Annotated in this window: 20 protein-coding genes; 4 read left to right on the top strand and 16 right to left on the bottom strand. The window is 40.0% G+C overall.

What is annotated here, in order from left to right; genetic code table 11:
* Nucleotides 1–391: 391 nt before the first annotated feature.
* The 8 genes from Q0791_RS02575 to Q0791_RS02540 form a co-directional block, all read right to left on the bottom strand.
* Entirely contained in the window at nt 392–1,276 is an 885-nt protein-coding gene (locus Q0791_RS02575) for a phosphoribulokinase (RefSeq protein ID WP_299002429.1), read from the bottom strand.
* Between the two features lie 141 nt (nt 1,277–1,417).
* Complete coding sequence (locus tag Q0791_RS02570; protein WP_299002428.1) at nt 1,418–1,669, bottom strand: YheU family protein; 252 nt, start codon at nt 1,667–1,669, stop codon at nt 1,418–1,420.
* 14 nt (nt 1,670–1,683) lie between these two features.
* Complete coding sequence (locus Q0791_RS02565; RefSeq protein WP_299002426.1) at nt 1,684–2,658, bottom strand: hydrolase; 975 nt, start codon at nt 2,656–2,658, stop codon at nt 1,684–1,686.
* A 159-nt stretch (nt 2,659–2,817) separates the two neighbouring features.
* Complete coding sequence (locus Q0791_RS02560) at nt 2,818–4,128, bottom strand: HAMP domain-containing sensor histidine kinase (RefSeq protein WP_299002425.1); 1,311 nt, start codon at nt 4,126–4,128, stop codon at nt 2,818–2,820.
* Nucleotides 4,129–4,130: 2 nt separating this feature from the next.
* Nucleotides 4,131–4,808, bottom strand: a complete 678-nt coding sequence (locus Q0791_RS02555; protein ID WP_299002423.1) for a response regulator transcription factor — start codon at nt 4,806–4,808, stop codon at nt 4,131–4,133.
* Nucleotides 4,802–7,993 (bottom strand): efflux RND transporter permease subunit, encoded by a 3,192-nt coding sequence (locus Q0791_RS02550; protein WP_299002421.1) that lies wholly within the window; start codon nt 7,991–7,993, stop codon nt 4,802–4,804. The genes Q0791_RS02555 and Q0791_RS02550 overlap by 7 nt, the downstream gene beginning before the upstream one ends.
* A 1-nt stretch (nt 7,994) precedes the next feature.
* Nucleotides 7,995–9,206: an efflux RND transporter periplasmic adaptor subunit gene (locus tag Q0791_RS02545; RefSeq protein ID WP_299002419.1), complete on the bottom strand. Its 1,212-nt coding sequence runs from the start codon at nt 9,204–9,206 to the stop codon at nt 7,995–7,997.
* On the bottom strand, nt 9,203–10,495 hold the full coding sequence (locus Q0791_RS02540) for a TolC family protein (RefSeq protein WP_299002417.1): 1,293 nt from the start codon (nt 10,493–10,495) through the stop codon (nt 9,203–9,205). Before Q0791_RS02540 ends, Q0791_RS02545 begins: the two co-directional genes overlap by 4 nt.
* A gap of 232 nt (nt 10,496–10,727) precedes the next feature.
* Here Q0791_RS02540 and Q0791_RS02535 point away from each other — a divergent pair, with 232 nt between their 5' ends.
* Entirely contained in the window at nt 10,728–11,696 is a 969-nt protein-coding gene (locus Q0791_RS02535; protein ID WP_299002416.1) for an NAD(P)/FAD-dependent oxidoreductase, read from the top strand.
* A gap of 6 nt (nt 11,697–11,702) precedes the next feature.
* On the opposite strand, the gene Q0791_RS02530 is transcribed toward Q0791_RS02535, so the two are convergent.
* The 3 genes from Q0791_RS02530 to Q0791_RS02520 form a co-directional block, all read right to left on the bottom strand.
* Nucleotides 11,703–14,537, bottom strand: coding sequence for a PAS domain-containing hybrid sensor histidine kinase/response regulator (locus Q0791_RS02530; protein ID WP_299002414.1), 2,835 nt, complete (start codon nt 14,535–14,537; stop codon nt 11,703–11,705).
* The gene (locus tag Q0791_RS02525; RefSeq protein WP_299002413.1) at nt 14,537–15,541 is read right to left on the bottom strand and encodes a cytochrome c peroxidase; all 1,005 of its coding nucleotides are present in this window, start codon (nt 15,539–15,541) and stop codon (nt 14,537–14,539) included. The genes Q0791_RS02530 and Q0791_RS02525 overlap by 1 nt, the downstream gene beginning before the upstream one ends.
* Nucleotides 15,542–15,696: 155 nt before the next feature.
* Nucleotides 15,697–16,053: a NirD/YgiW/YdeI family stress tolerance protein gene (locus tag Q0791_RS02520; RefSeq protein WP_299002409.1), complete on the bottom strand. Its 357-nt coding sequence runs from the start codon at nt 16,051–16,053 to the stop codon at nt 15,697–15,699.
* Between the two features lie 266 nt (nt 16,054–16,319).
* On the opposite strand from Q0791_RS02520, the gene Q0791_RS02515 reads away from it, so the two are divergent.
* Complete coding sequence (locus Q0791_RS02515; RefSeq protein ID WP_299002407.1) at nt 16,320–16,853, top strand: hypothetical protein; 534 nt, start codon at nt 16,320–16,322, stop codon at nt 16,851–16,853.
* Here Q0791_RS02515 and Q0791_RS02510 read toward each other — a convergent pair.
* The 3 genes from Q0791_RS02510 to Q0791_RS02500 are packed head-to-tail and all read right to left on the bottom strand — an operon-like array spanning nt 16,846 to nt 22,548.
* Nucleotides 16,846–19,989: an efflux RND transporter permease subunit gene (locus Q0791_RS02510; RefSeq protein ID WP_299002405.1), complete on the bottom strand. Its 3,144-nt coding sequence runs from the start codon at nt 19,987–19,989 to the stop codon at nt 16,846–16,848. The two genes, Q0791_RS02515 and Q0791_RS02510, sit on opposite strands and share 8 nt — an antisense overlap.
* Nucleotides 19,990–20,002: 13 nt before the next feature.
* The gene (locus tag Q0791_RS02505; protein WP_299002403.1) at nt 20,003–21,199 is read right to left on the bottom strand and encodes an efflux RND transporter periplasmic adaptor subunit; all 1,197 of its coding nucleotides are present in this window, start codon (nt 21,197–21,199) and stop codon (nt 20,003–20,005) included.
* Complete coding sequence (locus Q0791_RS02500) at nt 21,196–22,548, bottom strand: TolC family protein (protein ID WP_299002401.1); 1,353 nt, start codon at nt 22,546–22,548, stop codon at nt 21,196–21,198. Before Q0791_RS02500 ends, Q0791_RS02505 begins: the two co-directional genes overlap by 4 nt.
* A gap of 381 nt (nt 22,549–22,929) precedes the next feature.
* On the opposite strand from Q0791_RS02500, the gene Q0791_RS02495 reads away from it, so the two are divergent.
* Together Q0791_RS02495 and Q0791_RS02490 are read left to right on the top strand one after the other, a co-directional pair.
* Nucleotides 22,930–23,262, top strand: a complete 333-nt coding sequence (locus Q0791_RS02495; RefSeq protein WP_299002400.1) for a hypothetical protein — start codon at nt 22,930–22,932, stop codon at nt 23,260–23,262.
* Nucleotides 23,263–23,396: 134 nt separating this feature from the next.
* Nucleotides 23,397–24,251, top strand: coding sequence for an alpha/beta hydrolase (locus Q0791_RS02490; RefSeq protein ID WP_299002398.1), 855 nt, complete (start codon nt 23,397–23,399; stop codon nt 24,249–24,251).
* Nucleotides 24,252–24,268: 17 nt separating this feature from the next.
* On the opposite strand, the gene Q0791_RS02485 is transcribed toward Q0791_RS02490, so the two are convergent.
* Together Q0791_RS02485 and Q0791_RS02480 are read right to left on the bottom strand one after the other, a co-directional pair.
* Nucleotides 24,269–24,709 (bottom strand): SufE family protein, encoded by a 441-nt coding sequence (locus Q0791_RS02485; protein WP_299002396.1) that lies wholly within the window; start codon nt 24,707–24,709, stop codon nt 24,269–24,271.
* A 24-nt stretch (nt 24,710–24,733) separates the two neighbouring features.
* On the bottom strand, nt 24,734–25,948 hold the full coding sequence (locus tag Q0791_RS02480; protein WP_299002394.1) for a cysteine desulfurase: 1,215 nt from the start codon (nt 25,946–25,948) through the stop codon (nt 24,734–24,736).
* Between the last annotated feature and the right edge of the window lie 385 nt (nt 25,949–26,333).

Raw genomic sequence — 26,333 nt, 5'->3', positions numbered from 1 at the left:
TAGTAGAAAGGCACAAGCAAGATGTATTAATGCCGTGTTTATGCAGGATGTGGAGTTTAAGGCGAGTTTAACAAGGGATTAAACAGGTATACGACTTGTGTGACATGTCTACTTTGCTCCCTAATGTGACATCTTTAACTTGCCTTAACAGCGACTTTGGCTCTTGGCCGAAGTTCGTGCTTTAAGCATTAAAAACACGCTTTTTTTCACCGCAAAAACGCCGAAATAGTCATGCCAAAAAGTGGTGGCTTTCACCACTTTGGGGGCTGAGGCCGATTGAGGCCTGAATGGGTTGTTTTAGTTTAGCTTTTTCAGCGTTTTTTGATGGCATGTTTGGTTTGCTCTATCTATTTCTTATTCTGTTTGGTTTCTCGCTTCTTATTTTTACTTATCATTTTTCATTTTTTAAAAGGGATTGACGTTTTTCCATCAAATCTTTGACTAGGGGAGTTAAAATGAGCTCCATTGCGAGGGACATTTTTCCACCGGGAACCACTAAGGTATTGGTGCGAGACATGAAAGAGCCTTGGATCATATTGAGGTAATAAGGGTAATCGACATTTTGAATATCATGAAAACAGATCACCACAAAACTTTCATCTAAGCTGGGAATGGTGGTTGCACTAAAGGGGTTAGAGGTATCTATGGTGGGCACCCGCTGAAAGTTGATATGAGTGCGTGAAAATTGTGGAGTGATATGGTTCACGTAATCATCCATACTGCGAACGATTGAGCCCATGACTTTTTCTCGAGTATGGCCTCTATCGGTTGTATCTCTAATGATTTTTTGAATCCATTCTAGATTGACTATGGGGACCATACCAATTAGTAAATCAACGTGTTGAGCGACATTACAATCCTCTGTAATGACTCCACCATGTAGGCCTTCATAATAAAGCATGTCTGTATTGTCAGGTAGCGGGCGCCACTGAGTAAAGGTACCTGGCATTTGATTAAAGGGCACGGCTTCATCAAAAGTATGTAAGTAAGAGCGATGTTCTCCTTGCCCTGTTTTTCCATAATCTTCAAAACATTGTTCTAATCTGACAAAATCATTTGCTTCAGCGCCAAAATAACTGATACTGCGATTTTCTGCTTTCAATTTACGAATAGTGACTTCCATCTCAGCACGAGTGTAATGATGGAAACTATCGCCTTCAATGGTGACGGCATTAATCCCAAGTTGCCTAAATATTTCAGTGAAGGCTGTGGTGGTGGTGGTGGTACCCGCTCCAGAAGAGCCTGTGACTGCAATAATGGGATGTTTTGCTGACATGTAATTACCTAAATAGATGAAATGCGACTCACACTTGATTAATTCAGCGCTAAAAAAGTATTTTTAGCGCGTGATAAAGTGAACGGATCAGGATGCATGTATTTTCACGTGATATAGTTATACGGATTGAATGACTTAAGGTCAATTTTCCGCTTGTATATTTGTGATATTATCCTTATGCCTGATGGCAATAGATTCATCTTCTTCACTGTATTCGACCATTAAAATACCCGTTTTAAGTGCTTGATGGCATTTAATAATAGCATCTTTTAGTGCTTTGTCATCTGTGTGGCTAAAGCTACCGTCTTCTAATTGAGTCAATAAGTATTCTTTTATCAGGTTGTTTATTGTGTCTTGAGGGAGTTGTTGTAATGCGTCAAAAGGAACTAGCATGAAATAGGATCCGTTTATATTGTTGTATGAGGAAATAAAAAATCAAGAATGCGGCGTTCGAGATAATATTTGGGGTGCCAAGGACTGCCGCCTTCAATAAAGCCAAGGTGTCCGCCTTGTTTATGTAATTCATAGCTGACGTGTGGTGACAGTTCGGCAGGGCCTGGGATCACATCTTCTGTCATAAAGGGATCGTCTTTAGCATGAATGACTAATGTGGGTTTAGCGATATGAGCGAGAAAGGGCAATCCACTGGACTGACGATAATAATCATCGACACCATCAAAGCCATGCAGTGGTGCAGTGACTTGGTGATCGAAGCCATGAAAGGTGGTTAAATTTTTGATTTGATGTTTGGTGACAGGAATATAGTTGTCTAATGCCATTTTCTCCATTTTGTCTATGATTTTTTGTTGGAGTAATTTAATTAAATAACTTTGGTAAACTTTTGAAAAACCTTTTTCTAGTTTTTTGGCACAAGCGGCGAGTTGCAAAGGGGCTGAGACGACGACCGCGCGCTCGATTAAACTCTGTTCTTTTTTCTCACCAAGATACTTAGTCAGTACGTTTCCCCCTAAGCTATAGCCAACGGCATAAATAGGGTTATTGGGGTAACGTGCTTTTAGGTGTTGTAGACTCAGTTGAACATCTTCAGTGTCACCGCTATGGTAGCTACGAGGCAGGCGATTAAGTTCACCGGAGCATCCTCTATGATGGTGAATAAGTGCACAATAGTCTTTTGATTGACATGATATGAAAAGTCGCTTGATATAATGGGAATCCGCGCTGCCTTCTAAACCATGGAACATGAGTATAATGGGTTGGTTTTCTATGGGTTTGGATAACCAATCGAGATCGATAAAATCTTGATCGGGAAGCTCTAATCGCTCTCGCTTTAATAAAGGTCCTAATACTCGAGTGATAGAAGGTAAAATCGTCTGAATGTGTGGGCTTTTAGCCCACCATGGAGGAGAATATACACTATTCATTGGCATTGGATCATTTTAAACATTAAAACCAGCTGGATCATCTTAAACATTAAAACCAGTCGTTGATAAAATGAGTGTAGCTAATACTAAAGTGATACGCCAATAGTTATTTAGTGTTATCGATTTTCTTGTGGATAGAGCGTGGTTAACTCTCTTTTTTCAATGCCCCTCAATGGATTTTGATTCTTTCGTCTCGGTTTTATTAAGGTTATTGTGCGTGAAAATCACTTCGACTCTATGGCCCATAGGCATAAAGTCATTGGTGTATTGCCAATGGAATTTCTCAATGAGTCGCTCGGTTAATTGCAGTCCAAGACCAAAACCTAAATCGTCTTGTTTTGTGCTAGGTTCAATATTGGTATTTTCAATGGTGACATGGTTGTTTATCTGTTGAATAGACACCCTTCCTGTATGGGTATGCTGAAAGGCATTACGAATAAGGTTGGTTAATACAATTAAACAGGCGGTGGTGGGAAGTTGAATCTCAAAGGGGTGTGAATTAATTTCAACGCTAACGGCTTTTCCTTGCAATAAATAACGGAGCTCGTCCACAAGTTGTTGGATCATATCGTTGAGTTTGATATTGGATATTTGCGGAGGAATGGCATTATCCCGTCCAAGCCAAAGTAAGGTTTCGGTCAGATGTGTCATGGTAAAGCCCGCACGTTCAATTCGTTGTACTATCTTTTGCTGCTTTTCATTTAAGGCTTGTGCTTCATTCATTTTATTGAGCAGTTCAACGTTGGAGCGGATCACTGCAATGGGGGTTCTGAGTTCATGACTAGCATAATTTAGAAAAGTCTGCTCTCTGTTAAGGCTAGATTGCACTGAGTTTAAACTGCTATGGATGATTTGAGCGAGTTCATTGGGTTCGTGGTATTTAAAATCAGGTGGCGGCAAGGCTAAGCTTTTATCGTTGAGTGTTTTGGTCCAGTCAATGAGTGCTCCCATGGGAGAGGATATTTTGTTCATGATGAGAAACAAAAATAGCGTGAAGACAACTAAGCCTCCAATGCCAAATAAGAAAATCCCAGTAAAATGAGAGTTGATTTTTTTGGGGGGCTGCATGATCTTATCTTTATTAAAGACTTTACTCACATATCGTTTCTCTCCTTGATCATTGAGCATGTAAATAAGGAAGTAGGCCCTTTTGGGAGGAGAAAATAAAGAGACATCTTGCATTTTTTTTTGTAATACACCGGGTGATTTCGGCGGAGTCGGAAATTGTGCTTGAATATCCGCAGGCACATCTTGCCATCGACTGGCTATTTGAAAATTAATGAGTGTGACAGGATGACCGTCTCGAACATTATCGACTTTAGACAGTTGGCGCATGGTACCACGCATGCCGGTATCTAGCCCTTCGATAAAATAATTAATCGTGAGGGCTGAAAACACTAAGGTTAATGACGCGCCTAAGAGTAACATGGCAATAAAGAAATAGAATCTTAGGCTAGGTTTTATTTTCATCGTTAATGCTCATCTGTGCAGCGCAAGGCAAATCCATGGCCCGGCACTGTTTGCAAGAGTTTAGGTAAGTGCTGACCATCAAGCTGTTTTCGCAGATGATGTATGTGTACTTTTAGGCTGTTACTGTCTGGCTGGTTATCCCCCCAAATGGCCTGCATGATATCCACTCTGGAGACGGGGTCGGGGGAGGCTCGCAATAATATATCCAGAATACGAAAAGCGGTGGGTGATAATTTTAGCGGTATCTTGTGGCGATAGGCTTGCTTCTTTGATAAATCAATTTCTAGATCTGCTAAAGCGAGTTTTTTGACTTGGCCACTTCGCCGTTTGGCCAAGGTTTTAATGCGTATGATAAGCTCAGTCATGGCGAAAGGCTTTATCAAGTAATCGTCTGCACCCGATTGAAAGCCCTCAATTTTATTGTCTAAGCTGTCTCGTGCTGTCAACATGAGTACTGGCGTATCGATACCTTGCTGCCTGATGGTCTCACACAAGGTGAGTCCATCCATTTTAGGCAGGTTGATATCGATGATCAGTGCTTGATAGGTATTTTGTTTGATAAAACTCAGTCCAGCCAAGCCATTGGCAGCATGATCACATTGTATCGATTCAATCTCAAAATAATCGATAATGGTTGCTGCTAAGTCAAGATCATCTTCGATTAATAACAGGTTTAGCATGGCTTAGTCTCCTTTTTTGACGTACAGGAGGTGGGATTCAATGTCAGTTTACCTAAGAATGCTTTTATTTCACATTGAATTAATAATAATGCAGGGATCAGAATTAATGTGATCACTGTGGCAAACAAAATACCGTAGGCCAATGAAGCCGCCGCAGGAATTAAGAACTGGGCTTGTAGAGAGGTCTCGCTTAATAGCGGGACTAGACCGACGAAAGTGGTAATTGATGTCAGTAAAATAGCCCTTAAACGGCTGGTACAAGCGGTGACAATGGCTTGGCGAACGGAGAGTTTGCCTTCTTTGATTAATTCATTAAAACGCGACACCAGTAATAAACTGTCGTTAACCACAACGCCACTTAAGGCTAAAATACCATTTAGAGACAATAGGCTCATTGTGATGTCATTTAACCAATGGCCCAGTATGGCCCCCACAATACCAAAAGGAATGGCCATCATGATCAACACAGGTTGAATATATGACTTTAACGGAATGGCCAGCAAGACATAAATGGCTAACATGGCGAGCACGAACATGCTGCTCATGGAGCTGGATGTTTCTTGTTGCTGCTCAGCTTCACCTGCGAAATACACGTTTAAGTCTGGATATTGATTTTGCAATTGTGGAACAAAATGCCTTTTTAAATTGGCCACGAGTTCATTGGGGGCGATGACCTCTTTATCGACAGCAGCACTTAAGTAAATGGCGCTTTGGTTATTAATTCGAGTGACTTCGTCTTGTTGATATTCGTTAGTCATGTCTGCGACTGCACTTAAGGGGACTATGGTGCCATCAGGTGTTCTCACTCTGGCTTGCATGACATCGGCTAAGGTTTGACGTTGCTGTTTTGGATAACGTACTCTGACCCAGATTTCATCTTTACCCCTTTGATAACGTTGGACGACTTGCCCGCCAAAGGCTTGTAATAATTGCTCTGAAAGGCTAGCCGTATCCATGCCTAAGCTACGGCCTTGGTTGGATAAGGTGAAATGCAGTTGCGCTTGCCCAGGAGATAGGTTGTCTTCGATTCCATTGACGCCTTGAGTATTGAGTAAGGCGGTTTTAAATTCTGCGCCAGCGGCTCTAATTGTGGCTTCATCATTGGATTTTAATTCAACTTTAAAATTGTCTACCATCTCTTTTTTGGAGCTGAATCTGAGCTTTTTTACACCTTCGGGGGATCCCACATCTTTCTGCCACTGTTTAATCAACTCGGTGGAAGAATAGGGTGAGTTCGAGTCCATTTCGACAATGAGTGTACCTGTGAGATCGTTGCTGGCAATGACTTGGATACTGTTAATGGCGCCTGATTGAGTGTGATATTTTTCAGCTAATTGTTTATCGGCTTCTATAGCTGTTTTTTCTAATCGCAGTAAATTGGTATTGGTTTGTCCAAAACTGGCATCATTTTGCATAGTGATATTCACATTGATGACATCACCACTAATATCTGGAAAGAAGGAGACTCTTACACTGCCAGTGAAAGGCATGGCAGTGACGACAATAAAAACAGCAACAAAAATGAAGACAATAGCGTAACGAAAGGTTAATGCCCAATGAATGCTTGGCTGATAAAGCCGAGTGTTAAACCATTCTAAGCTGTTATTGGCCATGGCTTGTATTTTGGCCCACATTCCAGCCAAACCCGTTGTGGCTTTGTTGCGTGTATTGAGGTGTGCTAAATGAGAGGGCAAGATCAGTTTAGACTCTACCAATGAAAGGAGTAAGCAAATCGTCACTACAGTGGCAAATTGGGCAAAAAGCTTTCCCATATTACCTGAAATGTTTGATAGCGCCATAAAGGCGGCGACTGTTGTGAGTACGCCAAATATAGTCGGAAGAGCCACTTTTTTGGTACCAATGATGGTATTTTCTATCGTGTCTCCAAAACGTTGCCGCTGAGTATAAATACTTTCACTGATGACCACGGCATCATCAACGACTATGCCTAATGCCATAATAAAGCCAAAGGTGGTCATTTCATTGATGGTGAGCCCAGTGTAGGCGTCTCCCATAAAATACAGAGTGCCAAAGAACACAAATGGCAGCCCTGCGGCGACCCAAAAAGCGAGCCTGAGATTGAGAAATAGCGCTAAGATTATGAAGACTAAGGCAATACCACTAATGGCATTTTTTGTGAGTAAAGATAATCTCTCTTTAATAATAGTACTGCCATCATACCAAGTTTTTAATTTGATATTTTGTGGTAATAACCCTCTATCATTCCATTCTTTTACAAGGGCATTGGCTTGATCGACAATTTGTGTCACATCGCCTTGTTCGTCCATGACAATTTCAATACTCATGCCATTTTGCTGGTTATAACGTGAGAGAGTATAAGGATCGTCGTCAAAAGTGTCTGTAATCGTGGCGACGTCACCTAAAGTGATCACCGCGCCTGAGCGGGTGGTGATCAGTGGAATTTTCGCAAAGTCAGTGAGTTGATAGGCTTGATCTGATGCTTTTAGACGGATAATTTTGTTATCATTTCTAAGGCTTGTGGTGAGAGGCGCTGAGGACTCGGCATTGATGGCGCTTTCCACATCACTGAGTGTGAGCCCATAGGCTTGGAGTTGGCTGTCATCCACTTCCACTGACATGATGATTTGAGACTCAGCGGATATGGATAAATTGCGAATGGCCGGTTTAGCTAATAATGCGGTTTTTAATTTTTCAGCCAGTTTTTGTAAGGTGATGCGATCGGCATCACCGTAAAGTTGCACCCATATGGCATGATCTTCACGAGTGGCTTTTTCAATAACAGGCTTTTGCGCATCTGTGGGTAAGTTATTAATAGAGTCAACTTTGGTTTTTACATTGGTAAATAAGGTTTCCAGCGGGTAATCGGTTTCTTTCTCTATTTTTACCGTACTACCGCTGGCATTGGAGACAGAGGTGATATGTTTTATTCCGGGGACGCTTTCTAGTGCATTCTCAATTTTAATGGCAATACCTTCTTCTGCTTGTTTGGCATTTCCACTGTAGTAACTCACTGACACTGTGATGAATCTCGGTTCAAGACTGGGGAAAACCTCTTTGCGAAGGGAATATAAAGAAACGATGCCGAGAATAATGACGGAGATCATTAATAAATTAGCAGCAACTGAATTTTGAGCGAACCAAGCGATGAGCCCCGTTTGTTTTGCACAACTCGCTTGCTTGTGGTCGGTAGGCATCTGCGACATATTATTGCTCCTCCTGTACATGGGCTAACAACTTATTTGCGCTTGACTCAGTTGCGTCTGTTTGAATTGGAGACATGTGCATGCCCACAAGGTAAGTATTCAGTGGGCGAACAACAATCTGTGCCGTTCCCATACCCGACAATGGGGTGATATAAACTGTGCTCCCTTTTTCAAAGAGTTTATTCGCTTTAAACTTTAATAGATTATTATTATTGTCTAAGTACCATACCTCCCCACCTTGAGATATAGCGGAGGCGGGAAGCTCCCAAATATCATTCCATTTTTTCCCTGGTATTGCTGCGGTGACAAAAGTGCCAGGAAAAAGAGCGGGTGTTTGTGCTAATGGTAAATCGACGGCAACGATGAGTGCACGTTGTCTGCTGGTGGAATCTAAATGTTGCTCAACTCGTTGTACATAACCTTGCCATTGTTCATTTTTTTCCATATTGGTTAATGTCACCACCCATGATTTAGGCGTAAGGGTATTGATATCGGGCAGGCTTTGCCATTGATGCTCCGATAGTGGAATACTGATTTCTACCCTGTCTGTGCTATAGAGAGTGGTCACACTTGCCCCTACTGAAAGATAGCTACCTGGCTGTATATCTCTGGAGACAATCAGCGCATTAAAGGGCGCGGTAATATGGGTTTTTTGAAGATTACGCTCAGCGGTATTCAGTTGTCTTTGTGCATTATCAAGGCTTGCTTGAGCGGCAGCCAATTGTGGTGTGCGTAATACTAATGTGGAGTCTGGTTCACCTGTCATTCCCGAGTTTTTCCATTCTAATTGGGCTTGTTGACCTTCACGCTCCTCTTCAAGTAATGCCACTTGAGCATCCGCTACAGCCAGTTTTGCATCGGTGACGGCTTGTTGGTAACTGGTATCATTTAACGAGGTTAATAATGCCCCTTGTTCAATTTGTTTGCCCGTTTCAAATTGTGGCGATAAGGTTTCCACTTGGCCGCTCACTTCCGTGGTCAGTGCTAAGATATTACGAGACTGTGCCTCTCCATTGCCTATGATTTGGGCTTGGTAATTGTGTTTACTGATAGTCATGACTTCGACTTCAGGTGCTGTAATAACAGCAGGTTTAGTCATGGATAGACTCTTCTTGCGATAATCTGCTTTTTGGGCTTGGGTGTAGGTGATGGCACCAATAATACTTAACATAGATATTAAGGTTATGATGATAAGTTGTTTTTTCTGTTTCATTTCGAGATCCCTAGACCTAATGCAAGTCCTAAGTCGATGCGGTTGACCAGTCTGTCATAAATAAGTTGTGTAAGTTGCGCTTCAAGATCGAAGGTCTGTTGCTGTACAGACAATAAATCAATGATGTTAACGAGTCCTTGGCGATATTTGGTTTGGTAGTTTGCAAAACTGCGGTTCGCACTGGCTAGGGCATCATTGATATGGCTTTGCTGGCGAGACAGCGATTGCTCTTGCCCTAATGCATTATTGACTTCATTGACTGCTGTTAGCAGTGTTTCTTTATAGCTCCAATAGGCTTTTTCAGCTGTAAGGCTTGCAATATCAGCTTGTGCTCTTAGTTTTCCTCCTTCAAATAAGGGGGCGGTGAGTTGACCTAGAAGTGTCCATGCCGGGCTATTAAACAGAGTCTCCCCTGTAAGCTGTGCGCTTAAATTAATGGAAGGTAACAATGCTTTATAAGCGGCACTTGCGCGGTACTGCTCAGCATAAATACTGTAATAAGCGCTTTGTAGATCGGGACGTCTGCTTAAGTCTTGATTGGGTAGATCTGCTAAGGGTTGTAATACCGTTGGAAAGTCAGCGCTAATCGTGACATTTTCGGAAGCGCTATCTTGACCTAATAATTGCCACATAGTGCGCTGGTATTGGGCGTAGTTTTCTTTATATTCGGCCAGAGTGGCTCGAGTGCTTGCACTTGAGGTGCGAGCATCATCCAGATCTTCTAAGGTGCCGAGTCCTGAGCGATATCGTTCAATGATAAAGGTTTCATTATGCTCTAAAGAGGCGAGTCTTTGTTGTTCAATGGTGATAAGTTGTTGTTCTAGATTAATTTGCAGCCAAGTGCGCATGATATTGGCCGCTAAGGCATCTTGAGCGGCTTGTAGATCAGCTTTTGAGCTCGAAATGTCCATTTCTGCTCCTTTAATACTGTCACTGATTTTTTGCCATAAATCGACTTCCCAGCTAATGTTGAGTTCACTGCCATAGGTAGTATGGCTTCCTTCATCTTTACTGCTGGTATTGTTTATTGAGGCTTGAGGTAATCCCTCACTTTTCTCTACGCTGCTTTGGGCATAGGCAATTTGCAGTGCAATAGCCGTTTGTTGCACACTTGGATTTTGCTTCATCGCTTGGTCGATGAAACCCGTTAACTCGCTAATATTGATCAAATCCGTTAAGTGAGTCACGCTGGTTGCATCTTGTTGGCCATACTGCCAAGGTGTTATTTGTTCACGCGAATCAATTGCTTGAGATTGATAGTCAGGCACTTTTTGACTGCTACAACTCATAATGCTCATGATTAATAGTAATAATATTAATAGCTTAAAATTTTTTTCCTTAAGCATTGGCTCAGGTCTCCTGCAATTTTCTATCGTAAGAATACAGAATGCGGGGTTAAGGCTGGGTTAAAGAGGAGGAAAAATTATCGGGCTCAAGCTATGTTTACACAGGGGGATCCACTCTTGGGGATGTCTGTGAGTTTGAATGATATTGACTTGCCAATTTTAGGGGAAGAATTCAATGACTTCGACAATAGAAGATAATAATGTTGAGCAATATGATGTAGTGATCATTGGTGGCAGTTTTAGTGGTCTGAGTTTAGGATTGTTTTTAGGGAACGCGATGCGAAAGGTACTCATTATTGATGCTCATTCACCTCGAAATGAACACAGTGATGTGATGTATAATTTAATTGGGCGAAATGAAACAAAACCCAGTTTATTACTCAGAGATGCCAAAGCAGAAATATTGTTATTTGAACATGTGACCTTGTGCACTGGAATGGCAACAGATGTGACGGGCAATGAAAAATCTGGTTTTAAAGTGAGATACCGTGGTTCTGAGACTTTACATACTCAGGGCGAACATGTGGAAGTGGCTGCCAAACGGGTTGTATTTGCCAGTGGTGTGAAAGATGTTTTACCTCAAATAGAGGGAATAGAGACATTTTGGCCCGAGCATATTTTTCATTGTCCTTACTGTATTGCTTACGGTATTAAAGGGTTACCTGTTGCGATTTACAGCCCAAATGATGAAGCCTATATGATGGCTAAAATCATTAATAAATGGACTGGGGATGTGTTATTACTGACCGAAAATAAAGTGGTATTGAGCCTTGAAGAGTCCAATGATCTTGAGCGTTTAAATGTCACAGTCAATACCAGTGAAGTGTTAAAAATTACCGGGGATCTAGGTGATCACATTGAATTACATTTAGCAACAGGGGAATGTATTCAAAGGCGAGGATTGTTTATTCATTTACCCTTTCATTTGAATAATGAAGCCTTGTTGACTCAGCTTGGTTTAGCTATTTCAGAAGAGGGATTAGTGCAGGTCGATGAGCAGTATGAAACGTCTAAAGCGGGGGTTTATGCCATTGGGGATATGGTGACATTATTACAAAAAGTCAGTCATGCCATTCACAGTGGTAATGCGGCAGGCTTTGCAATTGATCACAGTTTGTCGATGGAAGTAGAAAGAAGTGGATGATGTGGTTTAGCCATCGGCATCTTTATTTTTTTTCATTGGTGATTTGCTGATGAAACGCCGTGCTTGGTGTATGTTCACTTCCAGTAAATTAATTAGGTGTTGCATAGGCTCCAACGCGGGTAATTGATTTTTTAATGAATCGGAAGAAAGGATTCGAATTTGTTTTAGAATACGTGGTAATTGATATTCAGTGGCAAGCGCATGTATGTGCTGGCTAATGAGATAAATTTTGTGGACATCTTTATTTTCAACTGATTGTATTATTTCTGAAATCATTTTTTCTGCACTGCTTTGAAATGCTTTAATCAAAGTGTTTAAGGGCATGTGATGTGCTTGGCTAATGCTCTGTAAATGCTTAAGTTTTATTTCTGCTTCTGTTAGATTTAATTGACTCTTGATATGGCGAGATAAGGCGATGATGTGGGCTGTATCAGAGGTGGGGGCAGTTTTGTCTTTTTCGTTGAGAACCTGATTTGGTTGCTGGTTATCAGTCCTATTATGATGAGTGATTAATCCAGCATGTTGATGTAATGCATCCATAAAACTTTGTTCTTGCAATGGCTTAGTGAGGACATGGTTGGCACCTGCTTCGATGAAGCTGTCATGGGCTTCTTGAAAAACGTCGGCGGTGCAGGCAAAAATCGGAGTGTTTTTTTTCAACTCTTGTCTGATGGCTTTGGTGGCTTCTATGCCGTCCATCTCTGGCATATGATTATCCATGATAATGAGGTCGAAGTCATTTTCTTTTAGTTGGTTAACGGCTTCAAGCCCGTTATTGGCAATAGTGGCATTATGCCCTAGGCGTTGACAAAATGTTTTTGCAACTAACGCATTAATTTTATTATCTTCTGCGATGAGGATAGACAGGTTCTTAGGTAAATCTTTTATTAATTCTTTTTGTTTATGTATTTGAGGAAGTGGTTGATCAGATTGTTTTATAGCAATAAAAATATCGAAAGTGGTACCGCTACCGACTTCACTGCTAATACTGATGTGTCCTTGCATGAGTTCGACTAACTGTTTAACGATGGAAAGGCCTAAGCCTGTGCCACCATATTGACGAGTGGTGGATGATTCTGCCTGTATAAAGGGATTAAAAATAGTATCAAGACGTTCTTGCCTTATGCCAATACCTGTGTCACTTAAGGTGATATTGACGCCAGCATTATTTTGTCGTGTGGTTTGATTAAAGGTTAAGGTAATGCTGCCTTCATGGGTGAATTTGACTGAGTTGCTGAGTAAATTATAAATGACTTGACGTATTCTTGCTTTATCGCCTTTGAACGCCTGCTTTTCATTGATGTCATTATTGACTATGAACTTAATATTTTTTTCATCGCAAATGGGTCCATAAGTATTGATGATAGGATCAATAACATTATTAAAGCCAAAAAGTTCATTTTCTAATTCTAATTTATTCTGTTCAATTTTTGAAAAGTCTAAAATATCATTTAAGAGGGCGGTGAGGTGATTGCCTGACTCCAGTAAAATTTGCAATTGTTTGCGTTGAGTGGGCTCTGTTAAATTCGATTCGACAATTTGTGCCATGCCTAAAATACCATTGAGAGGGGTTCTGAGTTCGTGGCTCATTGTGGCTAAGAAGGTGGATTTTGCGGCATTGGATGCATCGGCTTTTTTGACGGCTTGGGCTAATTCCGCTTGCATTTTTTTTCTGTCACTGCAATTTCTTTCTACGGCGATATAGTTAATTAACTGTTCTTTTTTATTAAAAATAGGTGTTATTGCAATATCTATCCAGTAGGGGGCGCCATTTTTGTGGTAGTTAATGATTTCCGTTTCGATAGGTTTTTTTTGCTTAATGGCTTGGCTGAGCTGTTCAATTTCTCTTTTATCAGTGTCACAGCCTTGCAATATTTCTCCAGGCTTTCGATTGAGCATATCATTCAGTGAGTAGCCTGATAAAATGGTAAACCCTTGATTAACCCATGTGACTCGTCCATGTTTATCTGTGATAATAATCGCATCTTGTGCATGTTCGGCAACGAGGGCTAATTGATGCTTTTCTTGTTCTATTTTTGCTAAGGTTTGTTGAATGCCTAGCTCTTTTTGTGCTCTAAGCCTGAATTGTAGAAAGTAATAACTGAATAATGTCAGGGTCAATAATAATATGGTGATGAAAATAGCTTGTTTTGTCTCCTCTGTTTTTTTTAACCAAGACACAGTATTATTTTCGAGTAAATGACGAACTTGATTATTGAGAATATTGATATTTTTTTCATCTATGTTGAGGTTAACCTTATTGGCCAGTTTAAGGTGATTATTGAGACTGGTATAGGTATTATCATTGATTAGACTTGGCGTAACTGCCTGAGTATTTTTAGTGCCATTTAATAAAGATAAGATTTGTAATTGGTCTTGAATATTGGAATGATTATTTAATAAATTTTGTTGTAATAGTGTAATGGTGTGATCGGAATACTCTTGAGAAATCATTAATCTAAGCAAGGTTTCAAGTTCACTGATGAGCTGTGATACCGCTTTTGCTAAATGTTGATTTTCGATTTCGATGGATTTTCCTCCAATGAGGAAGTAGGCAATAGCATGGAGGTTTTTTTCTGATAAACTGGCTTGAATTTGAGCGACCTGCAATTCTGATTGAAGTAAGGCTTGTGAAATGGCGTCATAGTTTTGTTGATTGCCAACTTGAAATTTAAAAACGTCATCTCTGACCGACAGCACTTGATGGGTTAAATCGACGTATGCATGATGATATTGTTTGATGAGATGTGTTCTAGTGATCAATAGGGCGAGGCTCATTAAAAGCACTGTTGCGGCAGTGATAAGTAGGCCACTGATAATCTTATGGTGATGTGCTTTCATTATTGTATAGCCTTTAATGCTGGAGGAAGGGGGGCGGTGAGTGCGTTAAGGAAAGCGGACAGTTCAAGCACAGTTATGGGGTCTAAGTCTTGCCCAAGTTGGGCTTTTGCCATGAGTATGATGGCCTCTTCTAATGTTGCTGCTCTGCCATCATGAAAGTAAGGTGGTGTGATAGCGACATTGCGTAGACTCGGAACGCGAAAAACATTTTTATCATTTTCTTCTTTAGTGATAGAAAAGCGGCCTAAGTCACTGGCATTAGTATTAATGGATTCAACATGACCGAATTTTTGAAAGATGTTTCCACCCACATTTTGTCCTTGATGGCAATACAGACAGCCTAAACTTTGAAACTTTTTCCAACCATTAATCGCTGTTTGTGACATAGCCGTCGGATCGCCTAATAAGTAGCGATCAAAATCAGCTCCAGGGGTGGTGAGTACTTCCATGAAACGGATTAGGGCATCTTTTATGGTTTGCTCATTAATCTTTCCACCATATTCTTGATTAAAAGCCGCTTGATAATTCTTATCTGATTGAACCGTAGCACTTATGTCTTTCCAATTACTGTTCATTTCAAGAGGATGATGCACGGGACCGTCAATTTGTTCGTGTAAATTGGCCGCTCGCCCATCCCAAAAGAAACGGGTATTGAAGGCAATGTTAAATACTGTTGGTGAGTTGCGGTTGCCTTTACCTAACACTCCCGTTGATACAGGTGTGCTTTCGGCGCCATTAATGAAGAGGTTATGACAAGATGCGCAACTGACTTGATTGTTTGATGATAAACGTGGATCGAGAAATAAACGTAAGCCAAGTTGTAATTTTTGTTTGTCATCAGGCTTTATATTAGGGTTGGGAATAGGGGTAATGGCTTGATTAAAATTAGGTTTAGTCGGTTGTGGAGAGGGGGTGATCAGGGGGGCTTGGAAAGTGATATATAGATAAAGGCTAAATCCGAGAACGATCGATAGTGCAATCACCCACCTGTAATCGACTTTCATTGAATGGCATCCTTGGTTTCATCAATGCTAGTTTTATTTTAGAACATATCGCAGATATAGCTCGCAGATATAGCTCGTAGATATAGCCCGTAAATATGGCTTAGATTTATAATGCTATTCATCGAGGCATCGAGGAGTTTGCTTTGTTGAGCGACTTATTGTGTGGCGATAGTGTCGACATCAATTTCAATATTAGCGCCATCCGTATCCACTTCGCCTTGTATGATCACTTTGGTATCTGGCGTGACTTTTAGCCCATTCCAATCATCATCATCAATTTCGACAAGCATTTCACCTGTGTCATCTTTGAAGTGATATTTTTCATCGCCTAATGAACTGGTGATATAACCTGTTAAAGTGACATGGGCATCATCTTCGGCCTCTAATGCTTCTTTGACGGTAGTAATACTGTCTTTCATTGGGCCGACAAACCCACCTGATTCAGACAATGCCGTAACAGTGAATAAAGAACTAAAGATGAGTAGCATGATGCTGACAAATGATTTATTCATGTTATTTCCTTATGTTGAGTTTCACTATTGAATATTCAAAGGAGGGGAATTGAATAACTAACAATAGATGGACATATTGTAGAATGCCAATAAAACATTTTAGGGCCTGTTTTTTAAATTTTAATGAATGTTGTTTGGAATAGTATTTTTAGTTGATGGGCCTTTGAAGGACGAAAACCTTTTTTGAATCTGTTTTTTCATTTTACATTAAGCTCGTTAGTCAACTACTCTTTAAGTTAATGGAAGTTTTATATTGGTGGTAAAAGATGTCTGTTTTTAATCAATGTAAACATAAAACCGCTATTGAAAAGGTGGTTTTTCATTCAGGGAAGAATGAACGTTTCAATCGATTTGAATGTCCTCGACATACCATAGATGCGGCCAAAAAAGGGATGAATTTATCATTGGCGCGTCATCAGCCTATGCCCGTGACGGATCAGAGCCTTTCCCACTTACAGTTTCAATGCCACCGTGTTGGAGATGCGTTAAAAGGAACCTTATATGCCCCTATGGGACCTCACATAAAAGGCAAGCCATTCTATGGAGATAATTTGGCCACATTGATGTTGTTTCTTATTGCTTTTAAGGAAAACGATACCTTACATTGGAATGAAATGGTGGATTATTATCAAGCGATTTATCATCGTCCTCCCGATGTGATTAAGCCTATCTTGCCCTGGATAGGCGTAATCATGACGCCTTTTATCGTTGAATTTCCTGAAGGTGGAGCACCTTTGAATCATTTTGAATTATCCCTTGCATGGGCTTGGGAGGAAAAATTGTCTCGTACGGCTATTTAAATAGGCGTTGAAAGCCTATTTTTATATCCTGTTGAATGAGCAGCAATGCGGGAATAAGCAATAACATAATCAGTGTGGCGAATAAGATCCCGTACCCTAATGAAGCGGCTGCGGGAATGAGATATTGTGCTTGTATCGATTTTTCAGAGAGTAAAGGTGCTAACCCTGCAAAAGTGGTAATGGATGTGAGGAGTATGGGGCGAAGTCGATTTGAGCAGGCAAGAATAATTGCATTTTTGGTATCGGTCTTTTTTTGTAACAGATTAAACTTGGATATTAATAATAAGCAGTCATTAATCACCACCCCACTGAGTGCGATCATACCGAAAAGAGATAATAAACTGATGGTTATTCCATTTAGCCAATGGCCTAAAATGGCGCCAATGATCCCAAATGGAATGATGCTCATAATGATGATAGGTTGACTGTATGATTTCAGTGGAATGGCTAGCAATATATAGATAGCGAGCAGAGTGAGTAAAAATAATTGATTCATTGAGCGCATGGTTTCTTGTTGTTGCTCAGCTTCACCGGCAAAATGTATTTGTAAACTAGGATATTGTTTTTTTAATTGTGGAACAAAGGTTTGCTCTAAGTAACTGATGAGTTCATTGGGAGCAATAATGGATTTATTGACGGCGGCAGTAAGGTATACGGTTCTTTGATTGTTGACTCTGGTGATTGTTTCTTGTTGAGTTCTTTTTTCAATATTGGCTATCATACTCAAGGGGACTATTGTGCCATTGGGCGTTCTGACTTTTGCTTGCATAATATCGGATATGCTTTCACGTTGATGTTCGGGGTAACGTAGACGAACCCAAACCTCATCTTTATTTCGCTGAAAACGTTGAATGACTTGCCCGCCAAACGCTTGAGATATTTGTTTGGAAAAGGCTTGGCTGGTCATGCCCAAGGCGCGGCCTTGCTCGGATAAGGTGAGGTGTATTTTGGTTTGCTTCTCGGTAAGGTTGTCACTGATATCCCCTACACCAGCAATGGTCGCCAGTTGTGTCTTAAATTGTTCTCCAGCGGCTTTGACTATGTTATTGTCTTTCGCTGTTAATTCAACTCTAAAACTATCAATAAACTCTTTTTGAGTCATGAACTGAAGACGTTGAACTCCCTCTGGTTTTCCTGTTATCTTTTGCCATTCTTGAACGAAGTCTTTCGGGCTAAAAGGCAGATTGGGAGTTAATTCAATATTTAATATTCCATTATGATCATCAAAGGCAATGACTTGGATGCTTTGAATAGGATCGGACTGGTGTGAGTATTTATGGTTAAGATTTTTGGCTGCTAGCAGTGCATCTGACTCCAATCTAAGGAGGTTTTTTTGGATTTGAGCATAACCGGTATCGGTTTGCATTGATAATCGAGCTGAAATGACATCATCGAGTACTTCGGGGAAAAAGGATGTTCGAATTTGTCCTGTAAGAGGGAGATAAATAACGAAAATAAGTAAAGTAATAAAGCTAAGAATAACAGCATAACGGAATGTTAAAGCTGATTTGAGAAGAGGTTGATACATATGATGATTGAAATAGTGAAGCCCCCTATCAGCCCTTAACTGAATTTTCCCCCATAGTGCTTCAATCTTTGAGTTTGGTTTCTTTTGTGTATTAATATTGGCTAAATGTGCGGGAAGGATGAATTTAAATTCGATGAGTGATAATAATAAGCAAGTTGTAACGACAATAGTAAATTGTGAAAACAGCTTGCCGACAATACCGGAAATATTGGCTAAGGCAAAGAATGCGGCCATGGTTGTCAATACACCAAAAGTGGTTGGAACGGAGACTTTATGAGTGCCTATAATAGTATTCTCTATGGTATCACCGTACTTTTGTCTTGTAGAGTAGATACTTTCACTTACTACAACAGCATCATCAACAACAATGCCTAATGCCATAATAAAACCAAATGTCGTCATTTGATTAATGGTTAACCCTGTAAAAGATTCCCCCATAAAAAAAAGTGTGCCAAAAAATATGAAAGGCAGACCGACAGCAACCCAAAATGCAAGGCGAATTTGTAAAAATAGTGCGAGTAATATGAAAACGAGAATGATACCTGTGAGGGCATTTTTAGCAAGTAACGATAAGCGGTCTTTAATTATTTGACTGTTATCTAGCCAAGTATTGAGTTCGACATTGCTGGGCAATAAGCCATTACTCTTCCATTGGCCGACCACTTGCTTGGTTTGCTCAACAATTTTATTGATATCACCTTCATCATCAATGACAATTTGTATGGCAGCGCTATTTTTTTGGTTATAACGTGACAGAGTGAAGGTATCATCTTTAAATTTTTCAGAAATATGAGCGATATCCTGTAAGGTGATTAATACTCCATTATTTGTTGTGATGATGGGAATATTACCAAAGTCTTCAATATTCATTGCTTGTGAGGCGGCACTCAGGTGGATACTTTTATACTTGTTTCGCAAGTGAGTCGTTAAAGGGGTGGTGGATTCTTGATTTATAGCCTGCTGAATATCATCGAAAGTCAGTCCATAGGTTTGTAATTTTTTTTCGTCTACTTCAATCGATATTATGGTGTCTGATTTGGCGGCTATGAATAAATGATGAATGGCCGGTTTGGCGAGTAAAGCGGCTTTTATTTGTTCAGCAAGGTGTTGTAACTTTAGCCTGTTGACATCTCCGCTGACTTGCACCCAAATGGCATGTTCTTTTTTTCGAGCTTTTTCTAGAATGGGCTTTTCGGCATTTTGTGGAAAGTTATGTATTGAATCAATTTGATTTTTAACGTCGCTAAATAAAGTGTTTAATGAATAGTTATCTTTTTTTTCAATGGTGACTTGGCACCCATCCGCTGTTGATGTTGAAATGATGCGTTTGATGCCGAGTACAGTTTCTAATGCATTTTCAATTTTTATGGCAACATTGGCTTCTGTTTGAGCGGGATCGCCACTATCGTAAATGACCGAGATGGTGATGAATCTCGGTTCTAGTGCTGGAAAAACCTCTTTTCGTAATGAATAAAGTGAGATGATCCCCAGAATGACGATTGTGATGAAAAGTAAGTTTGCGGCAACAGGATTTTTGGCGAACCAAGCAATTGTCCCTGTTGGATTATCATGTAATTTGTTGAGTGACGAGTGAGGTGTTTTATCCATTATTACTCAGTATTCATCTGTCAGTCCTGTGTGCAAATAATTGTCCATTTTTATTCAAGACGTTGGGCTTTATTTGCATTCCCAATACGTAGCTGTTAAGTGGGCGCTTGACGATCTGTGCTGTTTTCATATTATCCATAGGTTTGATGTAAATATGATCATCTTTTTCAAAAAGCTTTTGTCCTTGAAAACTGGCAAGGCTTTTATTGTTATCTAAATACCAAATATCACCTGCTTGGGATAGACTCGATGCGGGGAGTTTCCAAATGGATTCTAGTATTTGTCCCTTTATATGGACTTCTAGAAACGTGCCGGGTAACAGAGCGGGTGTTTGATTCAAGGGATTATCAACCGTTACTATTAAAGAACGCTGTCTATGATTTTGATGATGATGTAGCTCAATTCTGTCAATATACCCTTGCCATTTTTGTGTCTCTTGAGTGTTGATGAGTGAGACTTGTTTTTGTGTTTGGCTGAATGTGGATATGTCTCCAATGGTGCCCCATTGTTCAGCTGATAGCGGAATATTAACTTCTAGTTGGTCGATACTGTATAAGGTGCCAATTTTACTGCCTATTTGTAGGTAGCGACCGGGTTGAAGATTAGAATGTACAATGAGCGCATTAAAGGGGGCGGTAATTTGGGTTTTCTTTAGATTACGTTGTGCGAGAGCGAGCTCACTTTGTGCGTGACTTAATACTGCTTTGGCGGCAATAAGTTGAGGTTCTCTCAATACGAGTTTTGAGTCAGGTTGTCCTTTGATACCTGAATGCTCCCATTCCATTTTCGATTGCACCCCTTTTCGTTGCTCTTCTAATAATGCGACTTGGGCATTGGCGACTAATACTTGAGCATTCGCAACAGCTTGCTGATACTTCAATTTATTTACTGCTGCAATATGATCCCCTTTTTTTAATTGTCGACCTGTTTCAAATATAGGAGATAGGAGGTCAATTTGACCACTGACTTCAGATGTTAATGTGAGTGAATATTGAGGTTTTGCTTCACCATATCCAATGATATGTGTTTGATAGTCATTTGGTGTGACAGTGATAAGTTCCACTTCAGGCAATGCTATTTCAGTAAACTGGCTTTTCAGTGTGTTACTGTGTAAATATTGATTTCTTTTTGCTTGAGTATAAGTGGCCATTATGATGACACTTAGCGCTGCCAATAAGGTGATACTCAATGTAGAGATATTGCATTTCATGATGATACTCCTAAACCTAACGCTAAACCGAGTGAAATGCGATTGGTCAGTCGATTGTAAATAAGCTGAGTTAGCTGAGTCTGTAAATTGAACGTTTGTTGTTGAATGGTAAGTAAGTCGATAATATCAACTAGCCCTTGACTGTATTTTTTCTGGTAATGAGAAAAGCTACGGTGGGCAGTTTGCAGTGCATGCTGGATGTGTTCTTGTTGCCTCGATAATGATTGCTCTTGTCCTAAGGTTTTTTCGACTTCATTGACCGCATTGAGTAATGTTGATTGATAATGCCAATAGGCCTTCTCTGTGGTGAGCTGAGCGATTTCGACTTTTGATCTAAGCTTCCCGCCTAAGAATAGAGGTGCTGTTAGTTGGCTCAGTAACTCCCAAACTGGGTTTTTAAAGAACTCCTCTCCAACAAATGCAGCGCTGATATTAATCGATGGCAATAAATCCTTATAGGCCGCTTGAGTTCGATATTGTTCTGCAAGAATAAGAAAGTAAGCACTTTGGAGATCAGGGCGCCTTGCAAGATCTTGGGTGGGAATACTTGCCAATGGTTGTAAGACAGCAGGGAACTTATCTGAAATGTGAAACGTTTTCTTTGTGGGAGTTTTCCCAAGTAACAGCGTGAGAGTGCGTATATGTTGGGAGAGCACTTCTTGATAATTGGCGAGTGTGGCTTGAGTGCTGGCACTAGAGCTGCTGGCATTATCTAAATCCTCTAAACTTCCCAATCCATTTTTATAACGTTCGACAATAAAGGTTTCGTTGTTTTGTAATGAAGTCAGCCTTGCTTTTTCAATGTTGATGAGTTGTTGATATAAGCTGATGGATAACCAAGTTCGTATAATGTTTGCTGCTAAGGTATCCAGTGTTGCTTGATAATTGGTTTTAGCGCTGGCAATATCCATATCGGCTGCACTGACATTGTTTTGTATTTTTTGCCATAAATCAACTTCCCAGCTAACGGTAAAATCACTGTCATGATTAATATCATTTTCTTCATGCTTATGGGTGTTTAACCTCGTTGTGATGTGTGGTATTCGGTCACTGTTTACTATTCCCCTTTGTGCGTAGGCTATTTTTAAAGTCATAGAGACTTGTTGAAGATCGGGATTATCTTGTATGGCTTGCTGTATGAGTTGCGTGAGTTGAGGGATATTTATAAGTTCAGTTAATTGTGTGGTTTCGTGCGCTTTTTCTTGTTGATTTTGCCAAGAAGATAATGTTGTGAGTTCGTTTTGTGCAACGGCTTGAAAATGATTGTTATTGGTGCTCAAAGAGCAACCCGTTAGGGAAAAAAAGATAAATAGGCTTATTGAGCGATAAAGTAAATGCGGGCCTTTCATTTTTTTTTCCTGTGGTTATTTGGACGCCCTAATTATTACCTGTTAATTATTTGTTATCTTCAGTCTTGAGTATTAAATGAATGTTATTCAAAACGGTATAAATTTTTTATGTGTAATACTTTCGTCTTTTTTATGGTTAAATCCTCTGTATGTTAAAAGATAAAGTTAATAAATTAGTATAAGTCTGTCTATCCTTTTTTATTTTAATCTATTGAATATAATGTTTAATTTATTTTTTTAAATTATTTTTGTTAAAATATTGGTGTAATTTTGTGTAAAATAGCGTCAATTTATGTCATGTTTGAGTGGAGTAATTCACCTAAAAAAGAATATGTGTTAGCTTATTTTGTAGTCATTTATTTGCCGATATGAGAGAAAGGTATGCATATTCCCAATCAATTCGCTAAGCAATTAAAGTCATTATGTTTACTTGCTAAAAATGCTAAAACGGGTTTTGAAAAGGCGGCCATTTTCTCTGCTACAGAACTGTTTGTGAAAAATTTTCTTGAAAGAAATGCTTATAATGAATGGGTTAATCACCGTATTCAAGGTATTAAATTTCATATCAATGCGGCCTTAGGCTATGAGTCAGCTAACGGTTATCATCCAGATTCTCATGCAAATTGGGCATTATCTGAAATCGATGAGTTACTGTCTTACTCTCGTGATTATTGTCATCAGATCTTTGTGAAGCATGAGGGAGACGAAGGTTAATCCACGCTTTTTTAAGTGTGTTTGATATGCGCGAAGCAGTGATTATTTATCGGTCACGAGACGATGTGACTAGTGGTGAGTATATATAAAAAGATGAGGGAATAGAATTTTATTGGATTTTTGAGGGCCTTATCATGGCTTTTAAGCAGGCAACAAGCCGATATTTCATGACTCAAGATAATGTGAGATTACACTATATCGATTCTGGTAAGGGAGCGCCAATTGTGATGATCCCTGCTTGGTCTCAAAGTGTGAAGGAGTTTAAATATCAGGTTGAAGGTTTGCAGCATGATTATCGCGTCATAGCACTGGATATGCGTGGACATGGCTTATCTGAACAAGTTGAACATGGTTATCGTATTCCAAGGCTGGCAAAAGATTTACACGAACTATTATGTTTTTTAGATTTGAAGGACGTTGTTCTTGTGGGTCATGGAATGGGCGCATCGGTGATGTTGTGCCTCTGGGATTTATTTGGTGATGGGTTATTATCGAAATTGGTTATTATTGATATGCCTCCCGTTTTAGTGTCAAATCCTATTTGGTCTCCCTTGGAAATGCACAGTTATGGCCCCTTAGTGGATCCTGTTAATGTATTAGATGTCATGAATATGATCCAAAGTAGTGAAGGGGATAAATACCGACAAACAGTATTGAAGTGTATGCTTTCACAAGATATTTGCCCAGAAGAACGCCAAAGTGTTATTCAATCGCGACGTAAGCTACCGCTGGAACAGGCTGGGAAGCTTTTTTATAGTAATTATCATCAAGATTGGCGCGATCTTTTTCCAAGAATACAATTACCTTGTCTGGTTGTTTCTGGTCGAGCAAGCCTTACCGCTTGGCGCTCTCAGCAATGGATTGCAGACCAACTCCCTCAATCAAAAATTGTTTATTTTGAAGAGCATGAGGGAGGTAAGCATTTTATGTTTCTTGAAAACCCATCTCGTTTTAATGCTATTTTACACGACTTTATACAGATTAAATAAAGTGATTTTACTTGAATTTAGGTCATTGACTCAGGGTTATTGGCATGCGTTTTTATTGCATTAATTAATGCGTGTAGACCATTACTTCGAGAAGGGCTGAGTTGTCCACTTAATCCGAGTTTATCAAAATATTGATGATGATCAAATGCGTTAATTTCTTCTGTTTTTTTACCATTATATGCGATGAGTAATAATACGATGAGTCCTTTGACTACTCTGGCATCACTGTCACCGCTATAAAAATGAATCCCTTTTTTTTCATAATGATAAAGCCAAGCGTCACTTTCACAACCTTGTACTTTCGCATCAGATGTTTGGTACTTTTCAGCCAACTTAGGTAATTGCTTTGAAAGTAACATTAACTGACGAAAACGCTCTTGCCAATTTTTTGCATCAGTGAAACTTGCCAATACTTGTTCAGCATTTAATGTGAGGGGTAAGAAAAGGTCTGAATTCACTAAAACCTCTGTAATATTAAATTGTTAGGTATATAACATCTCTTGAACGGCTTTAAGCCCTTCAATAAAATGATCTACGTCTTGTTTATTGCTATAAACGCCTATGGAAGCTCGACAACAACCTTTGATATGTAACGCCTGCATTAATGGCATGGCACAATGGTGGCCACAGCGTATAGCAATGGCTTGTTGATCCAGTAAGGTGCCGACATCTTGATGATGCTCGTTATGTAAATTAAAAGCGACAGCACCTATATTGTCGCTATGAGCGCCATAAAGGGTTATTCCTTCAAGGCTTGAGAGTTGTGCTTGTAAGTAATGTAATAAGCTGGTTTCATGTGCTGCGCGTTTGGGTAGAGGTAAGGTATTTAAAAATGCAATGGCAGCACCGAGACCAATGACTTCTGCTATGGGAGGTGTTCCGGCTTCTAATCGGTTGGGTAATACATTATATTCAGTATGTTCAAATGTCACTGATTTGATCATCTCTCCGCCAGTTATTAAAGGCGTAAGGGAGTCAAGTTTTTCAAATCGACCATAGAGAACACCAATGCCTGTTGGCCCATACATTTTATGGCCAGAAAAAGCATAGAAATCACAATCGATCTTTTGCACATCAATGTCTAAATGTGCTATAGCCTGAGCGCCATCGACTAGGGTTATTGCACCCACTGCTTTGGCTTTTTGAATGAGTACTTCGATAGGATTAAGGATCCCAAGGGCATTCGATACATGGCTAAGAGTGACGATGGCCGGATTGTATGTGAGTAGTGCTTCATAAGCCTGTAAGTCAAGTCGGCCTTCTTCGGTTAGAGGTATGGGCTTGATGATGGCGCCAGTTTGTTCGGCAAGGACTTGCCAAGGAACAATATTGGCGTGATGTGCAAGACTATCCACAAGGATATATTGTCCTGGACGAATAGCACGAGCAAGACCCAGAGCCACCATGTTAATGGCTTCTGTGGTGCCATGAGTGAAAATGATTTCTTCTCGCTGTTTGGCATGAATAAAGTGCATGACTTGATCTCGAACGGCTTCATATTCCCGTGTTGCTTGACTGGATAATTGATGAGCAGCTCGATGAACATTGGCATTGGTGTTGCGATAAAACTGTGTCATTGCCTCTACTACTTGATGAGGCTTATGGCTTGTGGCCGCGGAATCGAGATAACACAAAGGGTAACCATTGAGAGTTTGTGCCAGTGTTGGAAACTGAGTACGCACTTGGGTAAAATCCATTAATGCAGTCCAAAAATGTTCATGAATGAGTCAGCAAAACCGATCTTCTAAGATCTCTTGATTGAATGCAAGTACCATGAGGATATATTCAAACTTATTATGAGTAAGGAATAGGATAAAGCTGATTTATTTCATCAATTGCTTGCATCAAGTCTGGTGTGATTTTGCACTTAAGGCTTTCAATATTCGCTCACTTTCTCCTTGAGCCTCTCTTTTTGAAGGAGTAGGGGCATTTCTGTTGTGTCGATGAAGTTGATACCTTATTTGATAGTAAAATCTAATTGTTTAAAGGCGTTGAGTTGGGAGTCTTGCTCTTCCAAAGTCATAGTGCATTATTGGTTGAACATTTAATTTGAATAAGAGAGGCGGCGGTAATCCATAGATG

The organism is uncultured Shewanella sp., assembly GCF_947495455.1.
Taxonomy (GTDB): Bacteria; Pseudomonadota; Gammaproteobacteria; order Enterobacterales; family Shewanellaceae; genus Shewanella.
Note: the sequence above shows the minus strand (reverse complement) of the source record. Positions and strands in the feature narration are given on the sequence as shown.

Bases quoted from the DNA above. Each gene is read 5' to 3' on its own strand.
- Q0791_RS02575 (WP_299002429.1), bottom strand. From the start codon at position 1,276: ATGTCAGCAAAACATCCCATTATTGCAGTCACAGGCTCTTCTGGAGCG.
- Q0791_RS02570 (WP_299002428.1), bottom strand. From the start codon at position 1,669: ATGCTAGTTCCTTTTGACGCATTACAACAACTCCCTCAAGACACAATA.
- Q0791_RS02565 (WP_299002426.1), bottom strand. From the start codon at position 2,658: ATGAATAGTGTATATTCTCCTCCATGGTGGGCTAAAAGCCCACACATT.
- Q0791_RS02560 (WP_299002425.1), bottom strand. From the start codon at position 4,128: ATGAAAATAAAACCTAGCCTAAGATTCTATTTCTTTATTGCCATGTTA.
- Q0791_RS02555 (WP_299002423.1), bottom strand. From the start codon at position 4,808: ATGCTAAACCTGTTATTAATCGAAGATGATCTTGACTTAGCAGCAACC.
- Q0791_RS02550 (WP_299002421.1), bottom strand. From the start codon at position 7,993: ATGTCGCAGATGCCTACCGACCACAAGCAAGCGAGTTGTGCAAAACAA.
- Q0791_RS02545 (WP_299002419.1), bottom strand. From the start codon at position 9,206: ATGAAACAGAAAAAACAACTTATCATCATAACCTTAATATCTATGTTA.
- Q0791_RS02540 (WP_299002417.1), bottom strand. From the start codon at position 10,495: ATGAGTTGTAGCAGTCAAAAAGTGCCTGACTATCAATCTCAAGCAATT.
- Q0791_RS02535 (WP_299002416.1), top strand. From the start codon at position 10,728: ATGACTTCGACAATAGAAGATAATAATGTTGAGCAATATGATGTAGTG.
- Q0791_RS02530 (WP_299002414.1), bottom strand. From the start codon at position 14,537: ATGAAAGCACATCACCATAAGATTATCAGTGGCCTACTTATCACTGCC.
- Q0791_RS02525 (WP_299002413.1), bottom strand. From the start codon at position 15,541: ATGAAAGTCGATTACAGGTGGGTGATTGCACTATCGATCGTTCTCGGA.
- Q0791_RS02520 (WP_299002409.1), bottom strand. From the start codon at position 16,053: ATGAATAAATCATTTGTCAGCATCATGCTACTCATCTTTAGTTCTTTA.
- Q0791_RS02515 (WP_299002407.1), top strand. From the start codon at position 16,320: ATGTCTGTTTTTAATCAATGTAAACATAAAACCGCTATTGAAAAGGTG.
- Q0791_RS02510 (WP_299002405.1), bottom strand. From the start codon at position 19,989: ATGGATAAAACACCTCACTCGTCACTCAACAAATTACATGATAATCCA.
- Q0791_RS02505 (WP_299002403.1), bottom strand. From the start codon at position 21,199: ATGAAATGCAATATCTCTACATTGAGTATCACCTTATTGGCAGCGCTA.
- Q0791_RS02500 (WP_299002401.1), bottom strand. From the start codon at position 22,548: ATGAAAGGCCCGCATTTACTTTATCGCTCAATAAGCCTATTTATCTTT.
- Q0791_RS02495 (WP_299002400.1), top strand. From the start codon at position 22,930: ATGCATATTCCCAATCAATTCGCTAAGCAATTAAAGTCATTATGTTTA.
- Q0791_RS02490 (WP_299002398.1), top strand. From the start codon at position 23,397: ATGGCTTTTAAGCAGGCAACAAGCCGATATTTCATGACTCAAGATAAT.
- Q0791_RS02480 (WP_299002394.1), bottom strand. From the start codon at position 25,948: ATGGATTTTACCCAAGTGCGTACTCAGTTTCCAACACTGGCACAAACT.